We start from the raw sequence: 26858 nt of genomic DNA, 5'->3' as shown, positions 1-26858 counted from the left end.
GACCGGTACAAGCTGCTGCTCGCCGCGACCGAGATCATGGCCAACGCGGTGTTCCACGGCGGCGGGCGGGGAGTCATCACCGTCGAGCGCCGGGACGACCGGTTGATGATCCGGATCGCCGATCGGGGCCCCGGAATCCCGCGACGGCACCGGACGCAGAGCCCTCGCCCGAGGCCCGGGCGGATCGGCTCCGCCGGCCTGTGGCTGGCCCGGCAGGTCTGCGAGCGTGTCGAGATCACCACCGGGCCCGGCGGCACGACGGTTCTGCTGACGTACGTGATGCCGTCGCCGTGAATCCCGTACTCGTCTGCCCTCCGGACTTTCTCCTGGCCGCGTATCGGGTGCTCGGGCAGTCGCTCAACCTGCACCGCAACGCCCAGTCCGCCGTCCGCCTCGCCGTTCCCGCGCTGGCCGGGGCCGCGGCCCTGATCCTCTGCCCGGGGCCGGGCCAGGCGCAGTGGTGGACCAGCGCCCGCTCGGGTGAGGTGCCGCGTGGCAAACTGCCGGGCTGGATCAGGGCCGCGCTCGCCGGCGAGGACGGCGCGTGGGCGCGGACGGTCGGCTCCGGACGGTGGGCCCTGCCCGGCGGTACGGACCATGACGGGCACGGTGCGATCGTCCGGCTCCCCAGCGATCACCTCTGCCCGGGTGTGCTGGTGCTGCTGCGCGACCCGGACCGCCCGGTCTTCGACGAGGCTGAACTCGCCCTGGCCGGCCGGTACGCCGAGCCGGTCGGCCGCGCCGTGACAGCCGCCCTTCTCCACCGCGATCAGGTGCGGGTCGCCGACGCCCTGCGCGCGGCCGTGCGGCCGGCCCCGCTGCCGTCCGTGGCCGGCCTGGAACTGGCGTCCGCGTACCGGCCGGCCCGCGAGGCCATGCACATGAGCGGCGACATCGTGCACGTCGAGCCGCTGGCCGGCGGCGGCGCCCTGTGCATCGTCGGCGACGTCTGCGGCAAGGGTGTCGACGCGGCGGTGGCGGGCGGCCGGCTTCGGCAGTCCCTGCGGATCCTGCGGCGGCTCACCGAGCAGCCCCTCGACATCCTCTCCGTGCTCAACGACGCCTCCTTCGACGCCGGCAGCGGGGCGACCCAGTTCACCACCGCGGTCGTCGGCTCGATGCGGGCGGCGCCCGACGGCGGCGCCCTCCTGCGCCTGGCCGCCGGCGGCCATCTTCCGCCTTTGGTGGTGCGGCAGGGCGGAAGGGTGGAGCCGGTGCGGATCGGCGGCATGATGCTCGGCGCCGACCTGCCGGGCCACTTCACCGAGACGGTCGTCTGGCTGGCACCGGGCGAGACCTGCGTCCTCTACACCGACGGCGTGACCGAGGCCGGCGGACCGGAGGGGCCGATGTTCGGCCAGGTCCGGCTGGCCGGGTTGCTGGCCGAGTACGCGGGCGCGCCGGCCGCCGTGCTGGCCGAGCGGATCGAGCAACGGGTCGCCGACTGGCTGAACGGGGCCGAGCACGACGACATCGCGGTCCTCGTCGTGCGGGCCGATCCACCTCGCGGAGGAGACGAACGATGACCGCGGCGACCCATCCCGAGTGCCCGGCCCTGCTGGGCCATCTCCTGAGCGCCGACGAGCAGGCCGCGCTCCGGCTCGTCCGCCGTCTCGTCGAGACCGGTTCGAGCCCGGAGGACATTTTGCTGCGGTTGATCGCGCCGGTCCAGGCGGACATCGGGGAACTGTGGGCGGCCAATCACTTGTCGGTGGCCGGCGAACATGTGGCGAGCTACATCAACGAGCGGGCGGCCGCGGTCGCCTGCGCCGGATCGGACCGGCCGCCGTGGCGGCCGGAGAAGCTGGTGGTCGTCTGCGCGGACGGCGAGTGGCACACCCTGCCGTCGAGGCTGCTCGCCGAGACTCTGCGCCTGCGCGGCTTCGCCATCACCTTTCTGGGCGCCAGCGTCCCGCCCGCACACCTGACGTCGTACCTGCAACAGGAGGAGCCGGCGGCGGTGCTGCTCAGCATCTCGTTGCCGGTCCGGCTGCCGTCGGCCCGCCGCTCGGTGCAGGCGGCCCGGCTGGCGGGCGTGCCGATCCTGTGCGGCGGCCGGGGTTTCGGCGACTCGGCACGCTGGGCGCGCCGCCTCGGCGCCGACGCGTGGGCCGCCGACGCCGTCGAGGCCGCCGCCGTGCTCGAGGACTGGCCACCGCGTCACCCGGCGCGGGCCGGCTTGGACCACCTGGCCGACGACGAGTACAGCCGGCTGGTCAAGGAGACACCGGCGTTGGTCGCGAGCGCCTTGGCCGTCCTGGACCAGCGGTTCCGCCCGATGAGCGCCTACACGACCCGGCAGCGCGAGGCCACGGTCGAGGACCTGGGACACATCGCGGCTTTCCTGGCGGCCGCCGTCTACGTCGACGACGACACCTTGTTCACCCGTTTTCTTCAGTGGCTGGCCCCCTGCTGGCCGCCCGGCACGTGCCCCCGGCAAGCTCCGACCTGGTCCTGGAGCACTTGCAGGAAACGCTGAACGAACGCACCCGCACCGCCCGAGTGCTGGCCGCGGGCCGGGCGGCGCTCCAATCCCGTCTATAGCTACGGCACGACGACGAGTCTGCTGCCCCGCAGGTCGGTGCGTTGCCAGGCCGTCTCGATGTCGCTGAGCGGGACCCTCACCACGTCGAAGGTCAGCTCGCCGGATCGCGCCCACGTCACTACCTGGCCGTACGCCTCCTGCATGGTCTGCGGGCTGAGTCCTTTGGCCGCACCGCAGATCTCCACGCCGGAGGTGCGCAGGCTGTCCGCGGTCAGAGCGATCGCGGCGCCGGCGGACTCGCCGATCTGGATCAGCCGGGTCGGTGTGGGGAACGCGAACGACTTCGGAACCAGCGATCGCAGCAGGACCTCGGTGGGCCGGCCCCACAGGTAGTCCAGCACCACGTCGTAACCATCGCCCTTGGCATCGAGGTACGCCCGCGTCAGCGCCTCGTCCGGCACGGCCGTGTTGATCACCTCGTCGGCGCCGAGGGCGCGAACCTCACGCAGTTGGCCGTCGTCGCGGCCGGTCGCGACGATCCGCCCGGCGCCGAGCAGCCGCACCACCTGCACCGCGAGTCGCCCGGCGACCCCGGTGGCGCCCTGCACCAGCACCGTCTGGCCCGGCACGAAGCCGGCGGCGGTTCTGACGGCCATGCCGGTGATCGCCGTGCCCAGCACGGTCGCGATCGCGGGATCCAGGCCCTCGGCGACCGGCACGTAGGCGCCCTCGGGCACCACCGTCTTCTCGGCGAGCGCGCCGTAGGGCCGGCGTGGGTTGCCGAACCCGACGAGCGTGCCGTCCGGCAGCGCGCCGACGCCGTCGAAGCCGGGAACCGCCGGCAACTGTGCGGTGTACTGACCGCTCGCATAGTGCGTGCCGTCCGCGATGCGCTTGTCGACGTTCTCGACCGCGACCGCCTTGACGTCGATGACCACCTCGTCGTCGCCGGCCACCGGATCGGGGAAGTCCTCGTAGCGAGGCGTGCCGCCGATCTCGTGCAGCACCGCCGCTTTCATCAAAGCTCCCGGCCGAAGAAGGCCGCGACGGCCACCACGTACCGGGGAGGCCGGGCGGACGTGTGGTTCCGCCTGCTGTTCAGCGACGGCCGGAAGCCGGTGCCCTGATGCCCGGCCGGCCGCTCGGCATGCGCGGGAACTCCGGGAACGCGGTGTGTCGTCCGGTGCAGCAGCTTGCCCAACGAGCCCATCGCCATGCTCCTCTCTATCAGTGATAGGGCGGACTCTAGCACTGATAGAGTGACGGCGGGAGGTTCCGAATTGACGCTGGACCGACAGCAGATCGTCGCCGAGGCCGTCGCCCTGCTGGACGCCGAAGGTCTCGACGGCGTGACGACACGCAAACTCGCCGCCCGGCTCGGTGTGCGATCGCCGACCCTCTACTGGCACGTGCCCAACAAGGCGGCGCTGGTCACCGCGGTGGCCGACGCGATCCTCGAGCAGGAGTTCGGCGAGATGTCAGCGCCCGAGCCGGATCAGCATTGGCGCGACTGGCTCAGTGGCTTGGCCGAGAGGCTGCGCCGAGCGCTGCTCGCCCACCCGGACGGCGCCCGGGTCGTCTCCGCCTCGCAGCTCTCCCTCAAGATGGCGGCGATCTCCGAACTGGCCATGAGCACCCTGGTGACGCGCGGCGTCGCGCTGCGGCAGGCGCGCGTGATCGTCCTGACCGTCGAGCGCTTCACGGTCGGTCACGTCCTCGAGGAGCAGGCACCCCGCCCGGACCCGGAGGCCCTGAAGGGCTTCGACATGACCACCTTCACCGCGCAGCACCCGACCGTGATGGCCGCTGTCACCGAATACTTCCAGCCCGGCCGCACCGTGGACGACCTGTTCCGCGACTGCCTCGAGGTGGTCATCGAGGGCGCCGCGGTCAAAGCCGGAGCCGGGCTCAGTCCAGGGGAGCGGTCGACTCCCGGGTGATCAGGCGGGGCGGGATGGTCTCGGTGCCGGAGCCGACGTTGCCGTCTATGGCGGCGAACAAGCGCTGGGCGGCCAAGCGGCCCAGCTGCTCCAGGTTCATGTCGATGGTGGACAGTGGCGGGCGGGCGTTGGCGGCCAGGATGTTCCAGTTGTCGAAGCCGATGACGGCGACCCGGCCGGGCACGTCCAGGTCCTCCTGGTGCAGGACGTCGAGGACGCCCCGGGCGATCTCGTCGGAGCCGGCGAAGATGGCGTCGACCGTCGGGTCTCTCTGCAGCAGCATGCGAGTCGCGCCCCGGCCCCAGGCCTCGGACCACGCCCCGTACCAGACCTGATCTCCCGCCAGGGCCAGTCCTTCCTGACGGAGGCGGTCGAGCGCCCCGGCGGCCCGGTCGCGCGCCGCGCCGTATGTCGCGTCGCCCGTGATGTGGGCTATGCGGCGGCGGCCGTGGCGGATCAGGTGGTCGACGGCCATGCTGCCACCGCCCACGTTGTCGGTGACCAGGGACAGGTCGTTCGGGTCGTCGGAGGGGGAGTAGGCGTAGATCACCGGCACCGGCAGGTCGCCCAATGACGGGCGGGCGTCGGGGCGCGCGCCCACCACGATCAGGCCGTCCACCCGGCGTGACAGCAAGGCGCGCAGGTGGTGGCGCTCGCGCACGTTATCCCCACGGGCGTCGCAAAGGAAGACCGACGTTTGGTCAGATCCGAAGGCATCTTCGGCTCCCATCAGGATGGGGATCGAGAAGCGGCCCTCCAGGTCGGAGGTCAGCAGGCCCACGGTTCCGCTGCGCTGCGTGATCAAGCCCTGGGCCAGCGTGTTCGGGGAGAACGACAGCTGCTCGGCCGCCCGGACCACCTTCTCCCTCGTGGTGGCACGCACCTGGGGCTGTCCGTTGAGGGCTTTCGACGCGGTCGCGATGGACACGCCGGCCAGCTGGGCGACGTCGCGCAGCGTGACCGTGCGCGTGGGCGGCTGGTCTCCGTCCGATCCGGACGGGACACCCATCGAAGCTCTTGACAAGAAATTTCCTCCGTATTACGTTCCTGAAAACGTTTTCGGTCCCCAAAACCCCTGGTCGCTGCGCTGAAGGCTACCCCATAACGGGCATGACCGAAAACTCACCGAAAACATGGAGGTGCTTCCGTGCGACGGACCATATTGAAAGCTGTCGTTGTCGCCGCCCTCGCGGGGCTGATGACGCCCGCGGTAGCCGCCTGTGGTGGCGACGGCGACAAGGGGAACCCCACCGCGGCCCTGGCCGAGGTGACCGCGGAGGGCGTCGACGACGGCTCCGAGCTGACCCTCTGGACCCGCGCCCCGCTCGAGCTTCAGGCCAAGGCGCTCGTGGACGCGTACAACAAAAGCCACAAGAACCAGGTGAAACTCACCATCGTCCCGAACGACGACTATGTGGCGAAGGTCGGTGCGGCGGCCGGCAGCGGCGACCTGCCGGACCTGTTCGCGGCCGACATCGTCTACGTGCCCAACTGGACGAAGGCCGGCCTGTTCGCCGATCTGACGAGCAACATCGGCAAGCTGCCGTACGCCGACAAGATCAACCAGGGGCACATTCAGGCCGGCACGTTCGAGGGCAAGAAGTTCGTGCTGCCGTTCGTGCTCGACCTGTCCGTCATCTTCTGGAACAAGAAGCTCTACAAGGAGGCCGGGCTCGACCCCGAGAAGGGCCCGACGACCCTCGACGAGTTCAAGGAGCAGGCGCTCGCCGTCCAGAAGCTGAACAAGCCGGGCGTCAACGGCACCTACTTCGGCGGCAACTGCGGCGGCTGCGGCGTGTTCACCTGGTTCCCGATGGTGTGGGCCAGCGGCGCCGAGGTGATGGACGCCGAGGGCAAGAAGTCGCTGCTCAACAGCCCCGAGGCGCAGAAGGTCTACAGCACCTGGAGCGAGCTGCAGAAGGCCGGCGCCATCGCGCCCGGCTCCAAGGACGAGACCGGCGCGACCTGGGTCGCCGCCTTCCAGGAGAACAAGATCGGCGTCATGCCGTACCCGGCGACGCTGCTGCCGACCGCGGCCAAGACCGTGGACGTCGGCGTCACCGCGATCCCGGGCGCGTCGGCCGGTGACGGCTCGACCTTCGTCGGCGGCGACGGCATCGGCGTCTCCAAGGACTCCAAGAAGGCGCAGCAGGCCTGGAACTTCCTGTCCTGGATGATGTCCGAGCAGGGTCAGGTCGACGTCCTGGCCGCCAACAACACCTCGCCGTCGCGCACCGACCTGGCCGACAACCAGTACTCGGCCAAGGACCCGCGGGTCGCGACGATCAACAAGGTGGCGGCGTCGCCGCAGAGCAAGACGCCGGTGGCGGTCAACTTCCAGCAGGCGTTCAACGCGCCCGGCAGCCCCTGGGTGACCCTCTTCCGCAACCAGGTCTACGGCGACGGAAAGAGCCTCGAGAAGGACAACGAGGCCATCACGCAGGTCCTCGGCCAGTGATTCAGCAGCGGCGCCGGGGAAACCCGGCGCCGCCCAAGGAGGAACCTCCCGTGGCATCACCTCTCGTCGCGCAGCGGGAAGCAAGCGCAGCGCCGCTGAAAGCAACGAAGAAGCGCTCGAAGGCCATCGCGGGTTGGGGTTACGCGACCCCCACGGCCGTCTTCGTCCTGCTCTTCTTCGTCGTGCCGATCATCATCGTCGCCCGGATGTCGGTCTCCGACTGGGGCCTGTTCGCCGGCGACCAGGGCTGGAACGCCCCGGAGAACTACCAGGACGTCCTCGACGACCGGCTGCTGTGGCCGGCGGTGTGGTTCACCATCAAGTACACCGTCGTCACCACCGTGATCCTGCTGGCCCTGGCCCTCGGGCTGGCGCTGCTCGTGCAGGAGTCGACGCGCTGGACCGGCTTCCTGCGGACGTCCTTCCTGATCCCGTCGGCGCTCGGCCTCGCCTCGGCCTCACTGCTCTTCTACGCCCTCTACTCGCCGCAGAGCAGCCCGCTCGACTTCTTCGGACCCGTGTCGTTTCTCGGCACGCCGGGCAAGGCGCTCTGGTCCACTGTGGCCCTCATCGTCTGGCGGTTCGCCGGCTTCTACATGCTGCTGCTTCTCGTCGGCCTGCAAGGCATTTCCGGAGATGTGTACGAGGCGGCGCGGCTGGACGGCGCGAATCGGTGGCACACCTTCCGGTACGTCACCCTGCCGCTGCTGAAGTCGTCGATCGCGCTCTGCACGATCCTGTGCGTCACCGGCTCCCTGCTCGCCTTCGACCAGTTCTACATCCTCACCAAGGGCGGGCCGGACAACAGCACCATCACCATCGTCCAGCTCGTCTACAACATGGCCTTCCAGGGACAGAACAACCTGGGCCGGGCGGCCGCGCTGTCGATCCTCATCCTCATCGCGCTGCTGGTCCTCAACGCCCTCCAGTTCCGCGGCCTCCGAGACAAGGAGAGCTGAGCATGTTGCGCTTCGTCCGCATGCCCCAGTACGTACTCACCGGCGCCCTTGCTCTGCTCTTCCTCTTTCCGCTCGTCTGGGCCTCGTACGCCTCGGTGAGCCCGCAGCCCGGCACCGCGCAGACCAGCGGCTTCGGTTTCGCCAACTACGAGACCCTGGCCAACTATCAGGCCGGCATCGGGCAGTACCTGCTGAACTCGACGCTCGTCTCGGCCATGACCGTGCTGTTCACGCTGGGCGTGGCCACCTTCGGCGGGTACGCGTTCGCGATGTTCAGGTTCCCCGGCCGCAACGCGCTGTTCCTGGTGACCCTGGCCATCCTCATGGTGCCGTACGCGACCCTGCTGATCCCGCTCTACGTCCTGCTCAACCAGCTGGGGTTGCAGAACTCGCTGTTCGGCCTGGCCCTGGTGCTCACCATGTTCCAGCTGCCGTTCGCGGTCTTCATGATGCGCATCTCGTTCGAGGCCATTCCCAAGGACCTCAAGGAGTCGGCCGAGGTGGACGGCTGCGGCAGTTTCCGCGCGCTCACCCACATCCTGATGCCGGCGGTGAAGCCGGGCCTGATCACCGTGGGCCTGTTCGCCTTCCTGGCCGCCTGGAACGACTTCATCACCCCGCTGGTGCTGATCAGCGACTCCGAGAAGCTGCCCCTGCCGCTGGCCGTGGCCAACATGCGCCAGCAGGTGATGGGCATCGTCGACTACGGAGCGACGGAGGCCGGCGTGGTCGTTCTCGCGCTGCCCTGCATCGTGCTGTTCCTCGCCCTCCAGCGGCACTACGTCCGTGGTTTCATGTCCGGCGCACTCAAGGGTTGATCAACACGTGACCATCAACGAAGCACTCCCCACTCGTACGGACTGGACCGAGCGCGGGGGCACTCCCGCCGTCCCCAGCACCGGCCGTCTTCGTCCACTAGGCCTGCGCGAGGTCACCCTGCGCCCCGGTTTCTGGCAGCAGCGCCAGGAGACCAACCGGGCCGCGTCGCTGGCGCACATCGAGCACTGGCTGGAGAAAGCGGGCTGGCTGCCCAACTTCGACGCCGCCGTCGAGGGCCGGCTGCCGGCCGACCGCCGCGGCCGCGAGTTCTCCGACAGCGAGGTCTACAAGCTTCTGGAGGCCATGGCCTGGGAGTACGGGCGGGCCGGCGACCAGGACCTCGACGCGCGCTACCGGGCCATCGTGCGCCGGGTCGCGGCGGCGCAGGAGGACGACGGCTACCTCAACACCAACTTCGGCCGTCCGGGGCAGCAGCCGCGCTACAGCGATCTGGAGTGGGGCCACGAGCTCTACTGCTACGGCCACCTGATCCAGGCCGGTGTCGCCGCCGCCCGGGCGTACGGGATCAACGACGAACTGGCCCGGGTGGCGATCCGGGCGGCCGACCACGTCTGCGCGACGTTCGGCCCCGACGGCATCCCGTCGGTCTGCGGCCACCCGGTGATCGAGCCGGCCCTGGCCGAGCTCTACCGCGTCACCGGCGACAGCCGCTACCTCGACCAGGCCAGCCTGTTCGTCGAGCGCCGCGGCCACCAGGTCCTCGACGACATCGAGTTCGGCCGGGCGTACTTCCAGGACGACCTGCCCGTCCGCGAGGCCGGCGTGCTGCGGGGCCACGCCGTCCGCGCGAACTACCTGGGCGCGGGCGCGGTCGACGTGGCCGTCGAGACCGGCGACACCGACCTGCTCGAGGCGGTGGCCCGGCAGTGGCGCACCGCGGTGGCCCGCCGCACGTACATCACCGGCGGGGTCGGCTCCCGGCACCAGGACGAGGCCTACGGCGACGACTACGTGCTGCCGGCCGACCGGGCGTACTCGGAGACCTGCGCCAGCGTCGGCTCCATCATGCTGAGCTGGCGGCTGCTGCTGGCCGAGGGCGACCCGCGCTACGCCGACCTGATCGAGCGCACGCTGTTCAACGTCGTCGCGGCCTCGCCGGCCGACGACGGCACCCGGTTCTTCTACACCAACACGCTGCACCAGCGGGTGCCCGGCACCGAGCCGCAGCCCGACCAGATCGTCCCGCGGGCCGCGTCCAGCCTGCGCGCGCCCTGGTTCGCGGTGTCCTGCTGCCCGACGAACCTGGCCCGGACCTTCGCCGGGCTCGGCGCCTATCTCGCCACCACCGACGAGGACGGCGTTCAGATCCACCAGTACGCGGCGGCGGCGCTCGAGGTGTCCCTGCCCGGCGGCCGCACGGTCGCGTTGGAGATCGATACCAAGTACCCGGCCGACGGCCGCATCGCCATCCGCATCGCGCGCGCCCCCGAAACCCCGTGGACGCTCAGCCTGCGCGTGCCCGGATGGGCCGAGGGCGCCACTGTGGACGAAGGCGCCGGCCGGCGCCGGGTCGAGCCCGGCACCGTGCAGATCCGCCGCCGCTTCACCGCGGGCGAGGTTGTCGTCCTCGACCTGCCGGTGCGGCCCCGGATCACCTTCGGCGATCCGCGGATCGACGCCGTGCGCGGCAGCGTCGCCGTCGAGCGCGGCCCCGAGGTCTATGCGGTCGAGTCGGTCGACCTGCCCGGCGGCCTCAGCGTCGACGAGGTGCGCCTCGACCTCGACGCCGGCCTGTCCGAGCGCGACGGCGAGGTCGTCGCCTCCTTCCGCAAGCTCCCCGCGGGCAGCGACGCATGGCCGTACGGCGCACCCACCGCGCCGGCGGGGGAGGCCACGACGTTCGAGGCGCCGCTGCACCCGTACCACCGATGGGCCCGTCGCGGCCCCTCCACCATGCGCGTCTGGCTGCCGGTCAACGGCGACTGACGGCCTGCGAAACACCCCCCGAAGAAAGGTGTCCCCGTCCGTGCAGACACCACGCTTGAGGGCGGCACTAGCCGCTGGATTGCTCCTCACCTTCTTAAGTCCGATAGCCGCCGCCGAGGCGGCGCCCAACGCCGGCACGCCCTTTCCCGTCTTCAAGGGCGACGCCAACCCCGTTCCCGACGAGCGCACCGGCTACCACGTCCGCAACCAGCTCCAGGGCATCTTCGACGCCGACGTGGCGGCCGGGGCCGGCAACTCCACCGACAACGACTTCTGGGTCGACAAGATGCTGGCCCGGGCCGGCAACCAGCCCGGCGGCTCCAACGGCGACGCCAACCAGTACCTGTTCAGCCGGGGCCGCGCCGCCTTCATGAAAACCCACACGCCCGGCGTTCTCGGCTTCGGCGGCGAGCTCGCCTACATCGAGTCGATCGCCGGCGGCCAGGGCGGCTACACCATCACCGCGTCCGTGAACGGCGCCGACGTCACCCTCACCGAGGACGCCGCGCAGCGCAAGCAGACGCCCAGTTACTGGCGTTCGGTGTTCACCAGCACCGCCGCCGGTCTGCGGATCGTGCAGACCAAGTACATCACCGACCAGAACGTGCTCGTCACCGACGTCGACGTGACCAGCACGAACGGGGCCAAGGACGTCACGCTCACCGCGAGATCGCCCTTCGCCCGCACCATCGAGAGCGACAACGGCGAACTCACCGGCGCCGTTCGCGCTTTCAACAAGCTGACCGACCTGTTCCCGCGGTTCTCCGGCGACGGCTTCGCGCCGGTCGACGGCACCCTCAAGCGCACGCTCGCGGTTCCCGCCACCGGATCCGCCCGCACGAAGGTGCAGCTCGGCCTGGTCGCCAAGGAGGTACCGGCCTCGGCGTCGGAGTACGAGCACTACCGCGGCCTCGCTCCGGCCGCCGCCTACAAGGAGCACGTCACCGCGTACAACCGCTGGTGGGCCCAGAACGTCCCGTATCTGGACACCCCCGAGAACAACATCGACAAGACGTTGTTCTACCGCTGGTGGCTGATGCGCTACAACTTCCTCGACGCCGACATCCCGGGCAACGACTACCAGTTCCCGACGTCGATGGAGGGCGTGCTCGGCTACAACAACGCCATCGTGCTGACCACCGGCATGTTCATCGACGACCTGAAGTACTTCCGGGACCCCAGTTTCTCGTACGGCCCGTGGGTGTCGGCCGGCGAGGTCGCGAAGAGCTCCAAGTACGTCGACAACCCGGGCGACCCGGCCAACTGGTCGAACAGCTACACCGAGTACATCTCGGAGGCGGCCTGGCGCTCGTACCAGCTGCACGGCGGGCCGGCGTCGATCGCCGGGAACCTCGCCGAGTACGCCGAGAGCGACGTCGAGGGGCTGCTCGACGCGTACGACTTCGACGGCAACGGTCTCATCGAGTACAGCTGGGGCGCGATGACCGGCAACGACGCCGACGCGGTGTCGTTCGACTGGAAACCCGGCAACATGGACCGCACCGAGAACGCCTATCTGTACTCGAACGCCAAGGCGGCCGCGGCCGCTTACCGTACCGCTGGGAACGCGGAGAAGGCGGCCGAGATGGACGCCTTCGCCGCCCGCGTCAAGACCGCCGTGCTCGACTACCTGTGGGAGCCCGCCCGTGACACCCCTGACGAGATGGGACTCAAAGGCAATCTGCTGAAACATCGGCACGTGGCGAGTGACTCGCTGGTGCCGTGGAAGGAGATCAACAACTACTACCCGTTCTCGGTCGGGCTGATGCCCAAGCCGGGTGACCCCGATTACGACCAGCCCTACGTCGAGGCGCTGCGGCTGTTCGCCGACGACGCCCAGTACCCGATCTTCCCGTTCACCACGGCCAACCAGGCCGACAAGGCGGCCGCGGCCGCGCAGGGCGACCCGGGCAGCAACAACTTCTCCGTCATCAACTCGACGGTGACGTTCCGGATGCTCTCCTCGGTGCTGCGCAACTATCCGACGCAGTACCTCAACGCCGAGTGGTACAAGAAGCTCTTGTACTGGAACGCCTGGGCGCACTACCAGAACAACGGCGACAACCGGTACCCCGACCAGAACGAGTTCTGGGCCGACGGCTCGGCCGCCAACCAGAGCATCGGCTACCGCTCCTGGATCCACCACACGATCCTGGGCGCCACCAACTTCACCGTGATCGAGGACGCGATGGGCCTGCGCCCGCGCTCCGACGCCAAGGTCGAGCTGGACCCGATCGACATCGGCTGGGACCACTTCACGGCCAACAACATCAAGTACCGCGACAAGGACCTGACGGTCGTCTGGGACGCGCCGGGCGGCCAGCGGTACTACGGCGACACCCCGGAGGGCTACTCGGTCTACCTGGACGGACAGCTCGCCTTCACCGCCGACAAGCTGGGCAAGCTCGTCTACGACCCGGCCACCGGCCAGGTCGACGCGGCGCCGGGAGTACAGGTTCTCACTTCTGAGAAGAGCGCGATCAAAGCGCCCCAGGATGTCACCTACGCCGCCGACGCCCGGGTCACCGACATCATGGCCAAGGCCGGCATGAACACTGCCACCAACGTCGCGGCCGGACACCCCGCCACCGCCACGTTCTCGGCCTCGGGGCGCGCTCCGGCCGGTGCGGTCAACGGCACCACTGTCAACGAGCCCTTCTGGGGCACCGCCGGCTCGCCCAACGCGACCGACGCCATCACCGTTGATCTGGAAGGCTCGCGCAAGATCGACGACGTCCGGGTGCACTTCTACAAGACGTCGACGACCGCCACGGTCCAGGGTTACGTGCCTCCGGCCCAGTTCACGGTCGAGTACGACAACGGTGCCGGATGGGTCTCGATCCCCGGTCAGAGCCGATTCCCGGCCTACCCGCGGGGCAACCTCAATCAGGTGCGCTTCCCGGCCGTCACGGCGCAGAAGTTGCGGATCACCGTGCACCACGCGGCGGGCTCGAAGACCGGCATCAAAGAGGTTCAGGCCTACGACAGCGGCGTGGCCGCGCCGGAGGCCCAGAACGCGGCGCCGCTCGCCGACGCATGGGTGGACTCGACGTACTCTCAGGACGGCTCGGTCCGGCTGCTCGGACTGGCCCAGGACGACGGCACGCCGGGCACCGCGCTGACCTCCTCGTGGTCGGTCGTGGACGCGCCGGCCGGCGGCTCGGTCGCCTTCGACCCGGCCACCTCGCCGACCACGATCGCTCGCTTCACCGAGGCCGGGCGGCACGTGCTTCGGCTGACCGTGCGCAACGGATCCGCGGTCTCCACGAAGGACGTCGTCGTCAACGCGACCGCGCTGACCGAGGGCGAGATCAACATCGCCACCTCGGCCACCGCGTCGGCCAGCTTCACCGCCGGCTGGAACAACGTCAACGCCATCAACGACGACAAGGCACCGTTCTTCAGCGGCGGCTCGAACTCCGACATCTGGGGAACGTGGACCGGCAACGAGCCGGCCACCCGGTGGCTGCAGTACGACTTCGCGTCCGCGGTCCGGGTCAACCGGGCGTCGATCGACTTCTGGTCGGACAGCACGACCGGCGGCAGCGGCGTCGCGGTCCCGAAGAGCTGGAAGGTCCAGTACTGGGACGGCGCGGCCTGGAAGGACGTCACCGGGGCGACCGGCTTCGACCCGGCCGTACGGGGCCGCACCAACGCGGTCAGCTTCGACCCGGTCACCACGACCCGGTTGCGGGCCACGTTCAACGCGCTGCCGAACGCGGCCGGTACCGCGTACTCGGCGGTCGGCGTCACCGAGTGGCGGGTCTTCGCCGCCGCGGCGAGCTCGATCCAGCCGGTCGACGTGCGCACCCAGACAGGTGTGCCGCCGGCCCTGCCGGCCACGGTCCAGGTGACGTACGCCGACGGCGCCACGCTGCCGGTGGCGGTGGCCTGGGGCACTGTCGACCCGGCCAAGCTGGCCGAGATCGGTGACTTCACGGTCAGCGGCTTCGTCGCCGGCACCACCCTCACCGCCTCGGCCCACGTGTGGGTCCGCGGCAGCGCCCCGGTGCAGATCAACACGATCGACCCGGTGGCGGTCACGACGGCGGTCGGTGTCGCGCCCGTCCTGCCGGCCACGGTCACGGTCGGCTACAACGACGGCTCGCGGCAGAGCGGCATCGGGGTCACCTGGGCCCAGATCGACCCGTCCAAGTACGCAGCGGCGGGCACCTTCGAGGTGAGCGGCCAGGTGGCCGGCACCGACAAGACGGCCACGGCCACGGTCACCGTCGGCACGGGCGGACCGGTCGACACCTCGGCCCCGGTGGTCACGCTGACGGCCGCGCCGGAAGCGGCCTGGACCAACACGGACGTGAAGGTGACCGCCTCCGCGACCGACAACCGGGACCAGTCACCGGCCATCGAGGTCGCGGTCGGCGACGGCGCGTTCAAGGACTACACCGGGCCGGTCACGGTGACCACCGAGGGCTCGACCACGGTCAAGGCCCGCGCCACCGACGACGCCGGCAACGTCTCGGCGGTCACCTCGCTCGTGGCCGGCATCGACCGCACCGCACCCACCGCCGCGGCCTCGTTCGACAAAGCCGCGCGGACCGTCACCATCACCGGAACCGACGCGCTGTCGGGCATCGGCGCTGTCCAGTACAAGCTGAGCGGCACCCAGGACTGGACGACGGCGACCGGAGCGGTGCCGATCGGCTCGTCGGCCACCACCGTCGAATACCGGTCGGTCGACAAGGCCGGCAACACCTCGGCCGTGGGGACCCTCGCGGTCGAGGCGGGCCAGGCGCCGGTGAACGTGGCCCGATCGGGCACGGCCTCCGCGTCGTACACGCCGGGCTGGGTCACCCCCGACAACCTGGTCGACGGCGTCACCCCGACCGGGCCGGTCGGGCCGAACACCGACGTCTGGAACACCTGGCCGCAGGTCGGCGAGCAGTGGATCCAGCTCGACTGGGCCTCGCCGGTGACGGTGGACCGCAGCCGCATCTGGTTCATCGATGACATCGACGGCGACGGCAACGGCGTCGCCCCGCCCAGCGCCTGGAAGCTCCAGTACTGGACTTCGGCCGGCGCCTGGCAGGACGTCGAGTCGCCGACGGCCTACGGCAACTCCGCGACGTCGTGGAACACGGTCGGCTTCAAGGCCGTCACGACCACGAAGCTGCGGGCCCTGCTGACCGCCGGCGGCACCGAGGAGGGCAAGGGCGCGCCCGGCGTCCAGGAGTGGGAGGTCTACGACGTTCCCACTTCCGGCTTCCGGGTGGCGGCCGAGGCCAAGTCGCAGTGCATCGCCGGCAAGGCGTACGTGTCGGTCACCGCTCGCAACAACGATGACCAGCCGCTGACCGTCGAGCTCGTCACCCCGTACGGAACGAAGACCGTGACCGATCTCGCCCCCGGCAAGATCGCCTACCAGTCCTTCACCAGCCGGGCCACGCAGATCGCGGCGGGCACGGCCTCGGTGAAGGTCGAGGGCACGGCCACCGTCACCGCCCCGTACGGCTCCATCAGCTGCTCCTAGAGGGAATCGCCTTGAGACCGCTTTCCGCAGCGGTCGCGGGGATGGTCGCGGCCGGGTTGCTCCTCGTAGCACCCGCCGCGGCCGCCCAGGCGGCCGACTCGCACACCTTCACCCACGCCACCAACCCGATCCTGGCCGACGGCTCCTACTACTCGGCCGACCCGGCGCCCCTCGTGGCCGGCGACCAGCTCTACATCTACACCGGCCACGACGAGGCCGGTCCCACCACCAACGACTTCATCATGAACGAATGGGGCGCCTTCCGGACTTCGGACGTCGCGGAGGGACAGTGGACCCACTTCCCGTCGCTGATGCGGCCCGAGACCGTCTTCTCCTGGGCCACACCGGGCCGGGCCTACGCCGGCCAGGTCGTCCAGGGCCCGGACGGCCGCTACTACTGGTACGTCCCGGTCAGCGAGCGCACCAGCACCGCCGCCGACAAGTTCGCCATCGGCGTCGCCGTCTCCGACAACCCGGCCGGCCCGTGGACCGACCACATCGGCGGCCCGCTCATCTCGCAGCGCACGCCGACCGCCAACGACATCCAGAACATCGACCCGACCATCCTGGTCGAGGGCCAGCGCGTCTTCGTCTACTGGGGAACGTTCGGCCAGCTGCGCTTCCTGGAGTACCAGGCCGACATGAAGACCCCGGTCGGCACCCAGCGGACCATCACCGCGCCCACCGGCTACTTCGAAGCTCCCTGGCTCTTCAAGCGGAACAACACCTACTACTTGGCGTACGCCGGTAACAACGCCGGGCCCACGTCCGCGTGCACCCCGGCCAACTATCACGCCTGCATCGCCTACGCGACCGCCTCCGCCCCGGAGGGGCCGTGGACGTACCGGGGTACCGTCCTCACCCCGGTCTCCTCGACCACCAGCCACCCGGGCATCGTCGAGTTCGACGGCCAGTGGTACATCGCCTATCACACGGCGGACGCCGTGGGCGGCAACCACTTCCGCCGCTCGGTGGCGATCGACAAGGTCGAGTGGGACGACACGCAGACGCCGCCGCGCATGAAGCAGGTCGTGCAGACACCGGTGAAGCAGCCGGACCGCACTCCGCGGGCCAACATCGCCCAGGCCGCGCAGGTGACCGTCTCCAACAACCCGGTGCCCACGCAGTACTGGGTGAAGGCGCTCAACGACGAGATCGTGCGGGCCAACCCGCTGCCGCCGGACATGTGGGGCACCTGGACCGGCACCAACCCGCCGCAGCAGTGGGTCCAGTACACGTGGGACCAGCCGATGAAGATCTCCGGCTCGCAGATCGATTTCTGGAACGACCAGCCGCAAGGGACCGGCGTCGGCGTGGCCGCACCGGCCAAGTGGAAGATCCAGTACTGGAACCTGACGACCGGGCAGTGGGCCGACGTGGCCAACCCGAGCGGCTATCCGACCGCCACCCAAGGCTTCCAGAACACCACCTTCGACGCGGTCACCACGACCCAGGTGCGGGCGGTGTTCGACGCCTCGACCAACGGCGCCACCTATTCGGCGGTCGCGGTCGAGGAGTGGAAGGTCCTGGCCGCCCAGCCCGCCTCGGTCACGGCCCCGGCCATCACGGTCGAGGTCGGCGAGACCGGCCTGCCGGCCACGCTGCCGGTCGACGGCCTCCAGATCCCGGTCTACTGGGACGCGCTCACCGCGGCCGACGTGGCCCAGCCCGGCAAGCTCACCGTGTCCGGCAGCGTGCTCGGCTACGCCGCCGGACGGATTACGGCCGAGGTCACCGTCATCTCGCCCGCCGACACCGAAGGCGACACGACCGCGCCCACGCTGACGCTGACACCGAGCGGCAGCGCCGGAACCGAGGGCTGGTACCGGTCGGCGGTCCGGGTGCGGGCGGCCGCGGCCGACGACCGGGGCGGGCGCATGACGATCCGCACCACTGTCGACGCCGCGGCACCGGTCGAGGCCGGTCCGGTCCGCCAGGCCGAGGCCACGGTCTCCGGCGACGGGCGGCACACGGTCAGCGCGACCGCGACCGACCGGGCCGGCAACACCTCGGCGCCGTCCACGCTCGCGGTGAACATCGACGCCACCGCCCCGGCCAGCACGGGCACAGTGGCCGACCGGAAGGTGACCGTCACCGCCACCGACGCCACCTCGGGCCTGGCCCGCATCGAGTACACGTTCGGCGACGGCACCTGGACGCCTTACGCCGGGCCGGTTTCCGCGCCCTCGTCCTCGAAGCACACGGTGTCGTTCCGGGCTCTCGACAAGGCCGGGAACCTGGAGACCGCCAAGTCGGTGGTCATCCCGGCCGACCTCTCGGGGCCGCTGACCGGCAACGTGGGGCCGATCGCGGTGCCGACCGCCTCGTACACGGCCGGATGGAACAGCGTCACCGCGCTCAACGACGACAGCGACCCGGCCAACCCGGGCCAGGCGCAGATCTGGGGCACCTGGTCGGGCACCCGCCCGGCCACCCAGTGGATCCAGTACGACTGGTCGCGGCCGATCCGGCTCACGAGCGCCGAGCTGAAGTTCTGGCGCGACAGCACCAAGGGCACCGGCGACGGCGTGGCCGAACCGGACGGCTGGAAACTCCAGTATTGGGACGGCACGGCGTGGAACGACGTGACCAACCCCAGCGCGTACGGGACGAGCAGCACCGCCTTCAACAAGGTGACGTTCGACCCGGTCACCACCTCGCGGCTGCGGGCCACCATCACCGCCAACGGCAACGGCACCACCTATTCGGCGGTGGCCGTCACCGAATGGCGTGCCTTCGCCGACGAGAGCCGGCCCGCGCTCACCGTGACGGCCCAGCCGCGGTGCATCGCCGGGAAGGCGTACGTCGCCGTGACCGCCCGCAACGAGGGGGACGCCGCCACCGACGTCGAGCTCGTCACGGCGTACGGCAAGAAGGTCTTCGAAAACGTCGCCGCCGGCGGCAATGCCTACCAAGCCTTCGCCGCACGGACGTCCTCGGTGCCGGTCGGCACCGCGACCGCCAACGGCATCACCGCCACCTACTCCGCGCTGAATTGCTCATAGAGGAGAACAGATGAACAGAAGAACCCGCCTCAGCCTGGCCGCGGCCGGCTCCCTGCTGGCCGGCGTCGCCGTCTTCCCGGCCGCGGCGGTCGCCGACCCGGGCGACGAAGCCGAACTCGACGTCAGCGTCGACATCACCGAGATCAAGGAGCCCGGCGTGCTCGCGCTGACCGTGGCCGGCAACTCGGTGGCCCTGAAGGAGGACGGCTCCGACCTGCTGGTCCGGCAGTTCACCGGCACACTGCCGACTGTCACCGTCACCGACACCCGCACCTTGGAGGAGATTCCCGCCGGATCGGCCTGGGCCGTGCTCGGCAGCTCGAGCGACTTCACCGCCGCCGGCAAGCCGGCCATCACCGCCGACCATCTCGGCTGGAAGCCCAAACTGATCGACGGCGGCGACACCGGTCTGGTCTCCGAGGGCTCGGAGGTCGTGACGGTGCTGGACGAGCCGACCCAGCCCGGCAACAACGTGGGTCTCGTCGACCAGGAACTGCTGGTGTCCACCTACGACTCGGCCGAGGTGACCGGCGGCGCCTACACCGTGAACGCCGACCTCAACCTGCGCACCCCGGCCGACGTGCCGGCCGGCTCCTACCACGCCAAGCTGACCCTCTCCCTGTTCGAGTAAGGAACCCCCACATGCGTCGCGTCGCCGTTGCCGTCATCGCCGCCGCCCTCCTGCTGCCGGCGGTGCCGGCAGCGGCGGCGCCCGCATCCGGATCAGTCACCTGGACCGTCCAGCCCGCCGGCAAGAACGGCCCGGACGGCCGCCGCTGGATCGAGCAGACCCTCGACCCCGGCAAGACCGTCACCGAACACCTGGCGGTCCGCAACTTCGGGGACACCAGCGCCGTCTTCGCCCTGAAGGCCGCTGACGGCTACCTGACCGACAAGGGCCGCTTCAACATGCTCCCGTCCGACCGGAAGTCGGTCGACGGCGGTACGTGGATCAGCGTCCAGAAGTCGGTGACCGTGGGCCCCCAGGAGACGAAGGTCGTCCCGTTCACCATCACCGTCCCCGTTTCGGTCAGCCCGGGAGACCACCCGGCCGGCATCGCCGCCACCATCGCCGGCAAGCAGGGCACGGTCCAGGTGGAGAGCCGGGTCGGCTTCCGCGTCCTGCTGCGGGCCTCCGGCGCCGTCGTCGAGTCGGCATCGGCCGGCGAGCTGAAGGCCCGCTACGAGCGTTCGTGGAACCCGTTCCGCCCCGGCGCCGTCTCCCTGTCCTACGCGGCCGCCAACACCGGCAACGTGCGCCTGCCCGTCCAGGCCCGGGCCGAGGTCTCATCACTGCTGGGCACCCGGACCGCCTCGGCCGACCTCGGCGAGCTCCTTCCCGGCGGCACCACCGCCGGCGCGGCCCGCGTGGAGGGGGTGTGGGCGCTGGGCCGGGTGAAGACGACGGTCACCCTGTCGAAGGGTGTCCCGGCCACCGTGACCACATGGGTGGTCCCGTGGCCGCAGTTGTTCGTGCTCGTGGCGGCCGCGGCCCTGGTGTGGTCGATGCGCTGGAATGCCCGCCGCAAGCGGCGCCGCCTCGAGCACCTGCTGGAGGCGGCACGCCAGGAGGGCCGAGCCGGCGCATGAGACATTCACCGGATGTCTCGTGATCCCCTTCCTTCGGCCGTCCTGCGAGCTTTCGGCGCCGACGGCCCGGCCCGCCCGCTGGCCGGTGGGCAGGGCACCTCGTGGGCCGCGGACCATGTGGTGCTCAAGCCGGACGGGGGCGCCCTGCACGAATGGCTGGCCGAGGCGTTCGCCGACGTCACCTGTGAGGGTTTCCGCTTGGCGGCGCCGGTCCGTGCCCGCGACGGCGCGTGGAGCGCGCACGGATGGTCGGCCACCCGATGGGTCGAGGGCACCGAACCGGACTACTCCGCGGCGTCGACGTGGCAGGAGATCCTCACGGCCGGCCGGGCGTTCCACCGAGCGGTCGCCCACGTGGGGCGCCCGCCCTTTCTCGACACGCGACAGGACTGGTGGGCGCAGGCGGACAGAACGGCCTGGTCGGAACGGACCACCAGCTTCGTGCCGGAGTTCGTCACCCTGGCCCGACGTCTGGAGCCCGCGCTGCACCCCTTGGGAACCCCACAGCTCGTACACGCCGACCTGACACAGAACGTCTTGTTCGCTCCAGGACTCCCGCCCGCGATCATCGACATCTCACCGTACTGGCGCCCGCCCGCATACGCCGACGGCATCGTGGTGGCTGACGCGCTCAGCTGGCACGACGCCCCATCGTCACTGTGGAAGACGGTGGGAGTATCGCCAGCAGCGGTAGCCCGCGCCCTGCTGTTCCGAATGGCCACGACAAACGAGCGCCTCCTGTCCGGCGCCGACGCCAACCTACGCGACGAAGCGCGGCGGTACGGTCGCGCAGCCACAGCCATCGGCCTGTGACCCGTGGAGAGGTATTCACTCCCATCTCAAACTGGCCGCCCAGGACCCGCAACTCCAGCTTTTCACTAGTCGGGGATGCGTTTTTCCGCTCGCCGCTATATTCGTCGTCACCAGCCCGGTCTTCTCACGGCCCGAGCGCTCGAATGGCGCCATTCAACGAAGCATTTGCCGGCAACGTTCGATCTCGGATGGCGCGACCGCCGCCTACGGCCGAGTTCCCCGGCGTTGATCTCGGCCGAGACCACCGACTCAGCCCGCACAGCCACCTCGCCCCGGCCCGTCGGCTCAGGCTGCACCTCTTCTCGGCCCGGTCCACCGGTCCAGCTTGAGCCCCGGGTTCGGCCTGCGCTGTCGTCTCGTCCTGGGCCGCCGACTGCACCGGCGTCACCGCCTCGACCGGCGTCACCGCCTCGACCGGCGTCACCGCCTCGACCGGCGTCACCGCCTCGGCCTCACCAAGCATGTCCACGTAGCCGACAGACGCCGCCCGCGGCACGCTGTCTGCCTGGTCAACGCGGCCGCTCGGACCCGGCCGCCGCACCCACTCGACGTCGTCATCCCAGACCAACGGCGGTATGCGCTCGAACGAATCGTGTAAGCCCAACTCCCCGCACACCCGCGAACAGCCATGCAGCCGACACAACTTCAGCGCATGACGCCGCTTCAACCCCCACCGCCGCCGCTCCGCATGATCGCGCCGGAACTCCACCATCGCCGGCGAATGGCTCGGCACCCCAGACCAATCCCGCAGAGAAGCGATTACCGACCTAGAAAAGAACCCCAGCTGCTGCATAAGCCATTATCCCGCCTCCGGAAGATCGAGAACAACAATTCGATCATGCCATTTGAAAATGGCGTTACCCGTCCGAGCGAGGTGCGCAACAATCAATTTCCCTGTCTGTGAGATGGGCATTCTCGTGCCACTTTGCGGGCGCAGTGCGGCGAGGCGGCCGTCCCTGCGGACAGGGTCTAACGCCCCGATAACAGCAGTGGCCATCGCACCGCCAAGGCCCCGCTCGTCGATCTCCCAGACGGCGCGGCTGAAGTCATGCCTGCCATGGTGCGTAGCGAGTTGCCGCGTATGAGGCGCGCGCCGGGCTACCGGACTCGAACCGGCTCATACCTTGCGGTCGTCAGCACAGGAGCGCTGGTAACGGACTTTCCAGCCGCCCCGCCACGATGCATTCGAGGCTTCTGGTGTGCCGCCTTGACCGTCGTTGGTGCTGGTGGCTGATCCGCCGGCTATGCCGTCAGGGTGCGGCCGTGAAGGTGGTGGAAGGCGGCGGTGACCAGCTCGCGCAGCGCCTGCTCGTCGATGTCGGTCAGCCGCTTCAGGTAGAGGCACGACTTTCCGGTGCTGTGCGGGCCGAGCCGGGCCAGCAGGTCGTCGTACTCGGCGAAGCCGGCCGAGACGTACAGGGTGAGCGCCTGTTTGCGCGGCGACAGCCCGACCGCCGGCCAGTCGCCCTCCTGGCCCGAGGCGTACCGGTAGTGGTAGCGACCGAAGCCGATGATCGACGTGCCCCACATCTGCGGCTGCTCGCCGGTCGCCTCGGTCATCAGCGCGCACACCGTCTCGGCGTCGGCCCGGCGTTTCGGGTCGGCGACCGCGGCCACGAACGCGGCCACGCTGGCGTCGTTCGGCGTCGTCTTCGGCATGGCCCCAGCGTAGGCCCGCCACGCCCAGGGGCGCGGCGGGCCGCCGGCGTCACTTGTGCAGGTCGAGCCAGACCAGCCGGTGGTCCGAGGTGGGGAAGCCGTTGACCGGGGCCCAGACCGGGTCGTAGACGCCGGTGAGGCGGGACAGCGGGTCGGACTGGACCGGCCAGAAGACGCCGGCGCCGGTGACCTTCAGGCCCTTGCGGGGCAGCACGTAGTCGGCGCGCAGGTTGCCCGGGGCGGTGTCGGCGAAGTCGGCCGTGTCGTAGCGCGGGTCACCCTCGTGGGTGGCGTTGGCGCCGCCCTGCAGGGCCGCCGCCTCGGCCGCACCGGCGCTCGACGGGCGGGTGCGCGAGTTGATGAGCGGGTGCTCGAGCAGTTGGTTGATGGCGCCCTCGTACGAGTCGCCGTCGAGCGGGTCGGCGTTCTGGTCGCCGGCGATGACGAAGTCCTGGCCGCGCTTCAGGCCGCCGCGGCGGCCCTGGTCGTCGTAGAAGTACCGCGCGCCGGCGACGTAGTCGGCCCAGAACCGGATCTCGTCGTGGTTGCGGCGCCCGTTGCGGTCCTCGGGCCCGTCGAAGGTGGGCGGGGTCGGGTGCGAGACCAGGAAGTGCAACGTCTTGCCGTGCACCCGGACCGGCACGTCCCAGTGGCTCTTCGACGACAGCCGCAGCGCCGCCTGCTCCTCGGCCGAGTAGTAGTCGGTGGGCAGCAGGTTGCCCGGCATGTCCTTCCATCTGAACTGCTGGAACGTGCGGACCGCCGACCGGTCGATCGGGTACTTCGAGTAGACGACCATCCCGTACTGGCCCGGGAACAACCCGAAGCCGTACGAGTCGTCGCCGTACGCCTGATCGCCCGGCGTGGTGTCGATGACGCCGTTGTTGTTCAGGTCGAAGCCCGACGGGACGCCGGTGTTGGAGGGCGCGACGAACCGGTACGGGTAGCGCTGGGCCGGCGCCCCGTTCTGCGACACCCCGAGGAAGTTCTTCGCGAACAGTTCCGCCGCCCGCGGGTCGTAGTCGAACTCGTTGAGCAGCACCACGTCCGGGTGCGCCCGCTGGATGACCTCGGCCACGTTCTTGGCCTGCCGCCGGTACACGTCGTCGACGTCCGGGTTGGCCAGGTGCTCGCGCAGCAGCCCCTGCGAAGGCCGGTTGAGCGACAGGTTGTACGTCGCGACGCGCAGGTCGCGGCTCTTATGGGCCTCGGCCGCACCGGGCAGCGTGCCGAGGGCCACCGTGGCCAGCACGGCGGTAACCAATAGACGTCTCATGCTCCCGTCCTATCCGGAGCGACCTTGATCAATCAACCAACACTAAGGTCTGCCGGGTGAACATTTCTCTTTCGGGGTTCGGCGATCTGGTCGGCGATGCCCGGGTCGTCGCGCTCGGCGAGTCCGCCCACCACGTCCGCGAGTACGACCTCGTACGGCATCAGCTGTTGCAGTTCCTGGTGGAGGAGAAGGGCTTCACGGCGCTGCTCATGGAGTCCGGCTTCAGCGAGGGCCTCGCCCTGACCGCGTGGGACGGCTCCGGCCCGTTCCCCGAGGGCGCGATGACCTATCGCTTCGGCCGCAACCCCGAGATGCAGCACTTGCTCGGCTGGGCCCGCCGGCACGGCGTCGCCTTCTACGGCCTCGATCTGCCGGGCGACCTCGCGTCGATGAGCCCCGCCCTCGACCACCTCGCCAACTTCGACAACATTGATGGTGTACGCCGTCACGCCGACAAGTTCGCGAGCGCGTACACGATGCCCGCGCTGGCCGCCTATCGCGCCATGCCGCAGGAGGACCGCGACGCGCTGACGGTCGCTCTGGCTGAGCTCAGCGCCCGCTTCGCCGTCCGGCATCGTGGCGCCGCCGAGGCCCGGCACGAGTTGCGCCTGCTGGTGCTCCTCGACCAGATGCTGCGCGCGGACCCTTCTCTCAACGTGCGCGACGCCGCGATGGCGGAGACGGTCGACTGGGTACGCGGTCAGGGCCACCGCAAAATCGTGGTAGCGGCCGCCAACACGCACATCCAGCGGGTCTTCCCGGGCCTCGACGTGCTCGGCAGCCACCTGGCCGCCGCGTTCGGCGACGACTACCTGGCCGTCGGCCTGACCGCTCACGGCGGCGTCACCCCGACCCGCCGGCCCGCCCCGGATGCCCCGGCCGGCGCCGAGACGGTGGCCGTCCCGCTGCCGGCGCCCGTGCCGGGCAGCGTCGAGGACTTCCTCGGCCCGCGCCCGGTGGTGGCCGACCTGCGCCCGCTGCGCGGCCGGCGCGGCCCGGACCGGGTGCGGCTGCTCGACACGTGGCTCGAAGGGCCGGTCGCCGAGGCGTACGACCTGATCGTCAATCTGCCCGAGATCAGCCCGACCCCGGAAGGAGTCTGGAACGGGGGCCGCCGACACCCATAAAAGGGATAAAATGCGCCGTGCATGTCCTACGGCGGGTGCGTGTGACGACCCGGCTGGTCATCGGCTTCCTGCTGCTCTCGCTCTGCGTGGTGGCGGTCGGCGCGGCCGCCTTGTGGTCGGCGCACGGCACCCGGGTGACCGCCGCCGAGCTGGCGCAGACGCAGGCGAAGCTCGACGCGGCCCAGCAGCTCAAGTTCCGGGTCACCGACGTCAGCGGATGGCAGGCCGGGTACGCGTTCGACATCGTCCGTGGTGCGAAGAACGCGACCGACGACGACGCCACGACCCGCTCGGCCTATCTGGCCGCCATGAAGAGCTTCCACCAGGAGCTCGACACGCTGGCCGCGCTGGCCCGGACTCCGGCCGAGCAGGCCGACGTGGCGACGATCCGCAACGGCCTGGCCCAGTTCGAGGACATGGACGACCGGATCATCGCCGCCTACCGGGCCGGCACGCCGGCGCAGACCGAGCTCGCCAACGACCTGGTGGTCGGGCAGGGCCTGGAGATCTACGCGGTGATCCGCAGCGGCTCGGACAGTCTGCTGGCCAGCGCCCGGGCCACCGAGGCGGCCGCTCTGACCGACGCACGGAACACGGCGACCACGACGAGGCGGGTCGCCACGGTGGTCGGCGTGGCCGTGCTGTTCCTGTCGGTCGCGCTGGCCGTCGCCCTCGCCTTCTCGATCATCAGACCGTTGACCGCGCTCGGCGACCGGCTGGCCGACATCGCCGAGGGCGAGGGCGACCTGACCCGTCGCCTGGAAACGACCGGGCACGACGAGTTCACCCGGGTCAGCCAGTCGTTCAACACGTTCGTCGGGAAGATCGGGGCTACCGTACGGGAGATCGGCGCGTCCGCCGCGACCGTCGCCCACGCCAGCGAGACCCTCACGAAGTCGGCGATCCAGATCCTGGTCGACGCCAAGAAGACGTCCCGCCAGTCGGGTGAGGTGGTGCTCGCGGCCGACGAGGTGCTGGGCACCGTCCGTACCGTGGAAGGCGGAACCCAGAAGCTGAGCGGCTCGCTGCAGCGGGTCTCGGCCGACGCCGCCGAGGCGTCGGCCGTGTGCGAGCAGAGCGTGCGGGCCGCCCGCGCCACCCACGAGCTCATCGACCGTCTCGGCGAGTCGAGCCGGCAGATCGGCGACGTGGTCCGCGCCATCACCGCGATCGCCCAGCAGACCAACCTGCTGGCCCTGAACGCCACCATCGAGGCGGCCCGGGCCGGCGAGTCCGGCAAGGGTTTCGCGGTGGTCGCCGGCGAGGTGAAGGACCTGGCCCAGGAGACCGAG

The 26858-nt window shown here is 70.3% G+C and carries 20 protein-coding genes; 15 read left to right on the top strand and 5 right to left on the bottom strand.

Annotated features, from left to right (window positions below):
* Positions 1-36 precede the first annotated feature (36 nt).
* The 3 genes from CRP55_RS55430 to CRP55_RS46945 are packed head-to-tail and all read left to right on the top strand — an operon-like array spanning position 37 to position 2479.
* A complete protein-coding gene (locus CRP55_RS55430; RefSeq protein WP_245923831.1) occupies positions 37-294 on the top strand; it encodes an ATP-binding protein in 258 nt (85 codons plus the stop codon).
* Positions 291-1526 carry a PP2C family protein-serine/threonine phosphatase gene (locus CRP55_RS55425; protein WP_245923829.1) on the top strand — a complete coding sequence of 412 codons (1236 nt, stop codon included), beginning with the start codon at positions 291-293 and terminating at the stop codon, positions 1524-1526. The genes CRP55_RS55430 and CRP55_RS55425 overlap by 4 nt, the downstream gene beginning before the upstream one ends.
* Positions 1523-2479 carry a cobalamin B12-binding domain-containing protein gene (locus CRP55_RS46945; RefSeq protein ID WP_097328598.1) on the top strand — a complete coding sequence of 319 codons (957 nt, stop codon included), beginning with the start codon at positions 1523-1525 and terminating at the stop codon, positions 2477-2479. The genes CRP55_RS55425 and CRP55_RS46945 overlap by 4 nt, the downstream gene beginning before the upstream one ends.
* A 65-nt stretch (positions 2480-2544) precedes the next feature.
* Here the strand turns inward: CRP55_RS46945 and CRP55_RS46940 are convergent, their stop codons facing one another.
* Together CRP55_RS46940 and CRP55_RS46935 are read right to left on the bottom strand one after the other, a co-directional pair.
* Positions 2545-3504, bottom strand: a complete 960-nt coding sequence (locus CRP55_RS46940; RefSeq protein WP_097328597.1) for a quinone oxidoreductase family protein — start codon at positions 3502-3504, stop codon at positions 2545-2547.
* Positions 3504-3701: a hypothetical protein gene (locus CRP55_RS46935; RefSeq protein WP_179855657.1), complete on the bottom strand. Its 198-nt coding sequence runs from the start codon at positions 3699-3701 to the stop codon at positions 3504-3506. Before CRP55_RS46935 ends, CRP55_RS46940 begins: the two co-directional genes overlap by 1 nt.
* A gap of 64 nt (positions 3702-3765) precedes the next feature.
* Here CRP55_RS46935 and CRP55_RS46930 point away from each other — a divergent pair, with 64 nt between their 5' ends.
* Positions 3766-4425, top strand: a complete 660-nt coding sequence (locus CRP55_RS46930; RefSeq protein WP_218855066.1) for a TetR/AcrR family transcriptional regulator C-terminal domain-containing protein — start codon at positions 3766-3768, stop codon at positions 4423-4425.
* Here CRP55_RS46930 and CRP55_RS46925 read toward each other — a convergent pair.
* Positions 4394-5434, bottom strand: coding sequence for a LacI family DNA-binding transcriptional regulator (locus CRP55_RS46925; RefSeq protein ID WP_097328594.1), 1041 nt, complete (start codon positions 5432-5434; stop codon positions 4394-4396). The genes CRP55_RS46930 and CRP55_RS46925 overlap by 32 nt on opposite strands.
* Before the next feature lie 138 nt (positions 5435-5572).
* On the opposite strand from CRP55_RS46925, the gene CRP55_RS46920 reads away from it, so the two are divergent.
* From CRP55_RS46920 to CRP55_RS46880, 9 genes are read left to right on the top strand one after another with little or no spacing between them, the layout of a single operon-like run.
* On the top strand, positions 5573-6883 hold the full coding sequence (locus CRP55_RS46920) for an ABC transporter substrate-binding protein (RefSeq protein WP_245923822.1): 1311 nt from the start codon (positions 5573-5575) through the stop codon (positions 6881-6883).
* Positions 6884-6933: 50 nt separating this feature from the next.
* Positions 6934-7842: a carbohydrate ABC transporter permease gene (locus CRP55_RS46915; protein ID WP_097328592.1), complete on the top strand. Its 909-nt coding sequence runs from the start codon at positions 6934-6936 to the stop codon at positions 7840-7842.
* Positions 7843-7844: 2 nt separating this feature from the next.
* On the top strand, positions 7845-8660 hold the full coding sequence (locus CRP55_RS46910) for a carbohydrate ABC transporter permease (protein WP_097328591.1): 816 nt from the start codon (positions 7845-7847) through the stop codon (positions 8658-8660).
* A 7-nt stretch (positions 8661-8667) separates the two neighbouring features.
* Positions 8668-10608 carry a glycoside hydrolase family 127 protein gene (locus CRP55_RS46905; RefSeq protein WP_245923820.1) on the top strand — a complete coding sequence of 647 codons (1941 nt, stop codon included), beginning with the start codon at positions 8668-8670 and terminating at the stop codon, positions 10606-10608.
* 40 nt (positions 10609-10648) lie between these two features.
* Positions 10649-16096, top strand: a complete 5448-nt coding sequence (locus tag CRP55_RS46900) for an OmpL47-type beta-barrel domain-containing protein (protein WP_245923818.1) — start codon at positions 10649-10651, stop codon at positions 16094-16096.
* An 11-nt stretch (positions 16097-16107) separates the two neighbouring features.
* Positions 16108-19101 (top strand): family 43 glycosylhydrolase, encoded by a 2994-nt coding sequence (locus CRP55_RS46895; RefSeq protein ID WP_245923816.1) that lies wholly within the window; start codon positions 16108-16110, stop codon positions 19099-19101.
* Between the two features lie 10 nt (positions 19102-19111).
* Entirely contained in the window at positions 19112-19732 is a 621-nt protein-coding gene (locus CRP55_RS46890) for a hypothetical protein (RefSeq protein ID WP_097328588.1), read from the top strand.
* 11 nt (positions 19733-19743) lie between these two features.
* Positions 19744-20691 carry a hypothetical protein gene (locus CRP55_RS46885; RefSeq protein WP_097328587.1) on the top strand — a complete coding sequence of 316 codons (948 nt, stop codon included), beginning with the start codon at positions 19744-19746 and terminating at the stop codon, positions 20689-20691.
* A gap of 12 nt (positions 20692-20703) precedes the next feature.
* Positions 20704-21504 (top strand): aminoglycoside phosphotransferase, encoded by an 801-nt coding sequence (locus CRP55_RS46880; RefSeq protein ID WP_097328586.1) that lies wholly within the window; start codon positions 20704-20706, stop codon positions 21502-21504.
* A 1242-nt stretch (positions 21505-22746) separates the two neighbouring features.
* On the opposite strand, the gene CRP55_RS46875 is transcribed toward CRP55_RS46880, so the two are convergent.
* Both CRP55_RS46875 and CRP55_RS46870 read right to left on the bottom strand, forming a co-directional pair.
* Positions 22747-23163, bottom strand: coding sequence for a DUF1801 domain-containing protein (locus CRP55_RS46875; RefSeq protein WP_097328585.1), 417 nt, complete (start codon positions 23161-23163; stop codon positions 22747-22749).
* A 49-nt stretch (positions 23164-23212) separates the two neighbouring features.
* The gene (locus CRP55_RS46870) at positions 23213-24439 is read right to left on the bottom strand and encodes an endonuclease/exonuclease/phosphatase family protein (protein WP_097328584.1); all 1227 of its coding nucleotides are present in this window, start codon (positions 24437-24439) and stop codon (positions 23213-23215) included.
* A gap of 56 nt (positions 24440-24495) precedes the next feature.
* Here CRP55_RS46870 and CRP55_RS46865 point away from each other — a divergent pair, with 56 nt between their 5' ends.
* Both CRP55_RS46865 and CRP55_RS46860 read left to right on the top strand, forming a co-directional pair.
* Positions 24496-25566 carry an erythromycin esterase family protein gene (locus tag CRP55_RS46865; protein ID WP_097328583.1) on the top strand — a complete coding sequence of 357 codons (1071 nt, stop codon included), beginning with the start codon at positions 24496-24498 and terminating at the stop codon, positions 25564-25566.
* A gap of 35 nt (positions 25567-25601) precedes the next feature.
* Positions 25602-26858, top strand: a 1257-nt coding sequence (locus CRP55_RS46860; protein ID WP_097328582.1) for a methyl-accepting chemotaxis protein, incomplete at its 3' end; no start/stop codon positions are given.

Source organism: Paractinoplanes atraurantiacus (genome assembly GCF_900215205.1).
GTDB lineage: Bacteria > Actinomycetota > Actinomycetes > Mycobacteriales > Micromonosporaceae > Actinoplanes > Actinoplanes atraurantiacus.
The sequence above is the reverse complement of the archived record's forward strand: the minus strand, read 5'-3'. Positions and strand labels throughout refer to the sequence as shown.